The following is a 5,079-nucleotide window of genomic DNA, read 5'->3' as shown; positions in this document are numbered from 1 at the left end:
AGACGAGTTGCCTGGCTGCGGCAGTGGCGTGCGCATCCGCGTCAGGATTCGAGTAGCGCCTTACGGTCTTCCCCGGGCGGACGGCCGACCCTCGCATACCCAGAAAGTGTCATCGAAGCTGAAACATTGTGCTAGGAAGTGCAATTCGCCAGTAGAAGGAAGGGGTACCCGTGATCCAGCAAGCCATCCTCAACGGCGTAGCGCACGGACATCCGGGCTCTTTGTACAACTTTCGTCCGGTAGACGCCGATCCGGCCGACTGGGCCGAACAGCAACGCGCCGTTCCGTTGCCCGACGACGAGTATCCCCACGCCGGCGATGAGCGCCGTAGCTGGTGACTAGGCGAGTGTCTCGCCGGGCTGACGGGAACTGCGCCGTTTCGCTTTGGCGAAGCTCCTAAGCCATTGCGCGACTGAGCGTTCCCCGTTGTGCGAGGGCCGATCTCAAAAGGCCATGTCGTAGCAGACCCACAGCAGCGGCCCAACCAAGATCAAAACCAGCAAGGTGACGCCGCCGATGATCCGCCACGTAATGGTCGAGCGGAAGATCACCGCCGTCACCGCCGAAGCGGTCGCCAGGACCGTCAACAGGGCCGCGATCACAATTTCGGTGCGCGCTGACTGCACCGCGGCTTCGGAGAGCGAGGGGAAGAAGCCGACTTCCAGTTTGAACGCCAGGGCGCGATTGCTCTCCGCAATCATCAACAGGAGGAGCGCAAGCATCATCGTCGTCAAACCGACCAGCGACAGGCATGCTCCGAAGATGTTGCGGTTGCGGGGGCCGATCGGGCCCGCGTAGTGGGGCATCTCGTCCACATCCCAGATCGTAGGGCCAGATCGACAGCAACGCGGGAGAGCCAAGGGCCGCACCGTTCAGCGATGTTGGCCCACCGATTACACACTGGATACCTGGTTATGACACCGTGCTCATGTGCGAGCGCAACCGCCGGCCGGCCGAGCACGCCTGGCCGCCCGGTTCCACGCCTGGTGTGAGGCGTTTGTCGATCGGTTGCCGTTCGGGCTCGGAGCCATCGTCGCGCCGACGTTCGTTGGCTTCTGTGTGATCAACGGCTGCACCTTCGGCGTCGATCTGACGATCCTCACCTGTCTGCGGGGAACGCTCGCGCTCCCAGTGCCGATCGCTGTCACGGTCGCCTACGTATGCGGGTTCGCGCTCAGCTACGTGCTCAATCGGATTTTCAACTTCCGGTCCCATGCGCCCGTCGGACCGCAGGTGGCGACCTACGTCGTGGTGGTGGTCGTCAACTACTTGGCCTTCATCCTCGGGGTGGCCACTGCGCTATCCGCCATCGGAGTGCAATATCAGCTGTCACGGCTGGCGGCAGGCATCTGTGAAGCGGTGTACATGTACGGCGCGATGCGGTGGCTGGTCTTCGGCCGCTGACCGGTGAGCCGGCGCCGCGGTTGTTGGCCGAGGTGTATCCCCCGCGTGACCTTGCCGCGACGGCGACGAAGGACGCTCAACACGTGACGGTAATCGCGGCTGTCGCCGCGCTGGCGATAGCAACCTGCATCGGCTACTACTTCGGACGGCGCGCGGCCTCGACACCGCCGAACTGGAAGAAGCGAACGAGCCGGATCGCGCTGGGCAGGCAAGCCTTCAATCTGCTCGCGATGATCACGGCGCGCCGGATCCAGCGGCGGTTCCAGGCCGAGCTCCCTGGCATGGCCGCCAAATTCGGGTTGAGAGCCATTGCGCCGCTTCAAGTTCGACACGGTGCAATGGCACGGTTGCGGCCCTACTAGTGTGCATTGGTATGTCTGCACTGCAGGGCAAAGTGGCGTTGGTGACCGGAGCGTCGTCGGGGCTGGGCGCTGAAACGGCGAAGTTGTTTTCTCGCGAGGGCGCAACGGTTTTCGGTATCGGCCGCGATACGGATCGCTTAGCCGCTGTGTTCGCCGACGTCGAACGAGGCGGATTCGCGTCGGTGGACATCGGTTCGGCCCGGGCCTGCCGGGACGCGGTCGAAAAGTGTGTCCGTGATTTCGGTGGACTCGATGTCGTTGTCAATGTCGCCGGGCGACACCAGATGCGCCGCACGGAGTCGATGAGCGACGACGACTGGGAACAAGACCTTGCGGTCAACCTCAACGGGCCGTTCTACCTCTGCAGGGCGGCGCTGCCTGATCTGCTGGAACGCGGGGGCAACATCGTCAATGTCAGCTCCATCGCCGGAGTCGAGGGACAGGCGTATTCGGCCGGCTACTGCGCCGCCAAGCACGGTCTGATCGGGCTCACCCGTGCGTTGGCCGTGGAGTACACCGCGGACCGGTTGCGCGTCAACGCGGTATGCCCCGGCGGCATGCTCACGCCGCAGATCGAACAATTCAGCGCGCCAGACAATCCCAACTACGACCTGATCATGCGCACGGCCTCACCACGCGGCATGATGCAACCCCTCGAGGTCGCCAAGGTGATCGCCTTCCTCGCCAGCGACGCCGCGTCCGCGATCCACGGCGCTGTCTATCGGGTCGACAACGGCAAAGGCGCCGGGTAAGAAGGGCCGGCGCAGGGCACCGCCGCCCTCGCTACCGCACGACGAGCGCGTCGAACATGAGCGCGGTGCCGGCGGCGGTGGAAGCCTGATACAGCGGTTCCCACCACACCGCCCGCGCGGTGGTCGGCACCCGGTTCGTCCGGCGTTGGCCGACGAAGCGGTAGCACCAATACAGTGCCACGGCGGCGAACGCCGCCACCCCGATCCAGTTCGCCGCGGAGACCCAGGAGAAACCGGTCGCAGGCGGGGTCGTCTCGTGTGCGGGCGGCCGCATGCCGGGCATGTCCATGACCGAACCCGATTGTGAGTGCAGATGTGCGGAAACCCCTGGCACGGCTCCGCTCATCAGCGCATACATCCACGCCATCGCCGCCATCATCGCCGCGTAGTAGCAGCTCTTCAATCGTTGACGGGATGCCGAAGATGCCCCGACGGCAACGCCCACGAACCAGACGCCGGCCAGGAGGAAAAAGAGCGTCGGACCGATGGCCGGCAGGTCGAGCCCAACGCGCCACACCATCAAGACCATCGCCACCGACATCGTCAGGTGCAGTAAGTGGGTGAGCCGGCCCGTCCATCGACCGCGTTGTGCGACAACCAGATACGCGTACATCGCGACGCTAACGGTCAAAAGAAGGGTAATGGCCCAGCGTAGCGGCGCTTCGCCGATCATGGCATGCAACATCGTGACCTGGCGAATGCCACCCGTCTTACCGCCGCGCTCATGGCGCCACCGTACCCCTGCGGGGTATTAGAGCCAAGGCCGGTGGCCATGGCGACTGTTGAGCACAAAGCGCGCACTCGGGTGCGGTAACGGTTCGGGCACGTTTCGGTCACCCCCCGACACGTCGTGCGGCACCACGGTTCTCGTGGTCAACAATTCGGGGCATGACGCAATCGCGGGAGTCCGACGATGGCGCGTGAAATCTCGCGGCAGGCGTTTCTGCGGGGCGCCGTCGGAGCGTTGGCCGCCGGCGCGGTTCTCGGCGCACCCCCGGTAGCCGCCGATCCGAGATCTACCGGATGGGAGGGCCTATCCACCGCTCTCGGTGGGAAGGTGCTGCTTCCGGACAACCCCCAATTCGCCAGCGCTAAACAGGTTTTCAATACCAACTACAACGGGTTGACTCCCGCAGCGGTCGTCACCCCGACCTCGGCGGCGGACGTGCAGAAGGCGATGGCATTCGCGGCCGCCCACAACCTGAAGGTCGCCCCACGCAGCGGTGGGCACTCCTATATCGGCGCGTCGACCGCCAACGGCGCCATGGTGCTCGACCTGCGCCAACTGCCCGGGGACGCCAATTACGACGCAGCCACGGGGCAGGTGACGGTGACGCCGGCCACGAGTCTGTACACGATGCACCGGACGTTGGCCGCGGCCGGCCGCGGCGTCCCAACCGGCACCTGTCCGTCAGTCGGTGCCGCGGGGCACGCGTTGGGCGGCGGCATGGGAGCCCAGTCGCGGCATGCCGGCCTGCTCTGCGACCAGTTGACGTCGGCGTCGGTGGTGCTACCCAGCGGCCAGGTGGTGACAGCATCCGCCGCCAGTAACCCCGACCTGTTCTGGGCGCTGCGCGGCGGCGGTGGCGGCAACTTTGGTGTGACGACCTCGCTCACGTTCGCCACGTTCCCCACCAAGGACGTGGACGTCGTCAACCTCAACTTCCCGCCGCAGTCGTTCGCGCAGGTCCTCGTCGGTTGGCAGAACTGGCTACGCACCGCCGACCGCAGCAGTTGGGCGTTGGCGGACGCCACCGTCGACGCGATGGGCATGCATTGCCGGATCCTTGCCACCTGCCCGGCCGGATCGGGGAACAGCGCCGCGGCCGCGATCACTCAAGCGGTGGGATTGCAGCCGTCGGGCACCGAGAACCACACCTTCAACTACATGGATTTGGTGAATTATCTGGCCGTCGGGAACCTCAACCCGTCGCCGCTCGGGTATGTCGGCGGCTCGGACGTCTTCGCCACCGTCAACCCGGGCGTGGCACAGGGGATCGCCGCGGCGGTCAATGGCTTTCCTCGCGGAGCCGGCCGCATGCTGGCCATCATGCACGCCCTGGACGGCGCCCTCGCCACGGTCGCGCCCGGCGCCACAGCCTTTCCATGGCGCCGGCAGTCGGCGCTGGTGCAGTGGTATGTCGAGACGGGCGATCCGGCAGCCGCCACCAATTGGCTCAATTCGGCACATCAAGCGGTGCAACAGTATTCGGTCGGTGGCTACGTGAACTACATCGAGGCCAACCAGCCGCCGTCGCGTTACTTCGGCCCGAACCTCTCCCAGCTGAGCGCCGTACGACAGAAATACGATCCTGGCCGGGTCATGTTTTCGGGGCTGAACTACTAGTCGCTGGACGCCACAAGACGCCGGCCCCGCGGGCACGCGCACCTCGATGGTTAGCGGGGCTCGGCACAGGGTACTTCCAGTGTGTCTGTGGCAAGTTTAGGGGGCTGGCTTATGGCAATCGAGCACGGTCGTGCACGGTGCCCGCGGTGTATGGCGTGGGCGCAGTATCGATTCCTTGAGCGTGACGACGACAAGCTCGAGTATCAGGTGCATT

Annotated in this window: 7 protein-coding genes; 5 read left to right on the top strand and 2 right to left on the bottom strand. The window is 65.3% G+C overall.

Going from position 1 to position 5,079, the window contains the following annotated elements; all coding sequences use genetic code 11:
- Window positions 1-170 precede the first annotated feature (170 nt).
- On the top strand, window positions 171-338 hold the full coding sequence (locus tag A5652_RS28085; protein WP_197513940.1) for a hypothetical protein: 168 nt from the start codon (window positions 171-173) through the stop codon (window positions 336-338).
- Between the two features lie 105 nt (window positions 339-443).
- Here A5652_RS28085 and A5652_RS12620 read toward each other — a convergent pair whose 3' ends face one another.
- Window positions 444-815: a hypothetical protein gene (locus tag A5652_RS12620; protein ID WP_067351311.1), complete on the bottom strand. Its 372-nt coding sequence runs from the start codon at window positions 813-815 to the stop codon at window positions 444-446.
- 115 nt (window positions 816-930) lie between these two features.
- Between A5652_RS12620 and A5652_RS12615 the strand changes: the two genes are divergently transcribed.
- The 3 genes from A5652_RS12615 to A5652_RS12605 are packed head-to-tail and all read left to right on the top strand — an operon-like array spanning window position 931 to window position 2,518.
- A complete protein-coding gene (locus A5652_RS12615) occupies window positions 931-1,404 on the top strand; it encodes a GtrA family protein (protein WP_067351308.1) in 474 nt (157 codons plus the stop codon).
- The gene (locus A5652_RS12610; RefSeq protein WP_232001181.1) at window positions 1,383-1,766 is read left to right on the top strand and encodes a hypothetical protein; all 384 of its coding nucleotides are present in this window, start codon (window positions 1,383-1,385) and stop codon (window positions 1,764-1,766) included. Before A5652_RS12615 ends, A5652_RS12610 begins: the two co-directional genes overlap by 22 nt.
- A gap of 11 nt (window positions 1,767-1,777) precedes the next feature.
- Window positions 1,778-2,518 (top strand): SDR family NAD(P)-dependent oxidoreductase, encoded by a 741-nt coding sequence (locus tag A5652_RS12605; protein WP_067351314.1) that lies wholly within the window; start codon window positions 1,778-1,780, stop codon window positions 2,516-2,518.
- 31 nt (window positions 2,519-2,549) lie between these two features.
- Here A5652_RS12605 and A5652_RS12600 read toward each other — a convergent pair whose 3' ends face one another.
- The gene (locus A5652_RS12600) at window positions 2,550-3,191 is read right to left on the bottom strand and encodes a DUF5134 domain-containing protein (protein WP_067351305.1); all 642 of its coding nucleotides are present in this window, start codon (window positions 3,189-3,191) and stop codon (window positions 2,550-2,552) included.
- A gap of 240 nt (window positions 3,192-3,431) precedes the next feature.
- Between A5652_RS12600 and A5652_RS12595 the strand changes: the two genes are divergently transcribed.
- Window positions 3,432-4,865 (top strand): FAD-binding oxidoreductase, encoded by a 1,434-nt coding sequence (locus A5652_RS12595; RefSeq protein WP_067351302.1) that lies wholly within the window; start codon window positions 3,432-3,434, stop codon window positions 4,863-4,865.
- The last annotated feature ends 214 nt before the right edge of the window (window positions 4,866-5,079 follow it).

Source organism: Mycobacterium sp. 1165178.9, assembly GCF_001673555.1.
Classification (GTDB): Bacteria; Actinomycetota; Actinomycetes; order Mycobacteriales; family Mycobacteriaceae; genus Mycobacterium.
This window is presented reverse-complemented; position numbering and strand designations above follow the sequence as displayed.

Coding starts and splice junctions, on each gene's coding strand:
- A5652_RS12605 (WP_067351314.1), top strand. CDS start 1,778: ATGTCTGCACTGCAGGGCAAAGTGGCGTTGGTGACCGGAGCGTCGTCG.
- A5652_RS12595 (WP_067351302.1), top strand. CDS start 3,432: ATGGCGCGTGAAATCTCGCGGCAGGCGTTTCTGCGGGGCGCCGTCGGA.
- A5652_RS12600 (WP_067351305.1), bottom strand. CDS start 3,191: ATGATCGGCGAAGCGCCGCTACGCTGGGCCATTACCCTTCTTTTGACC.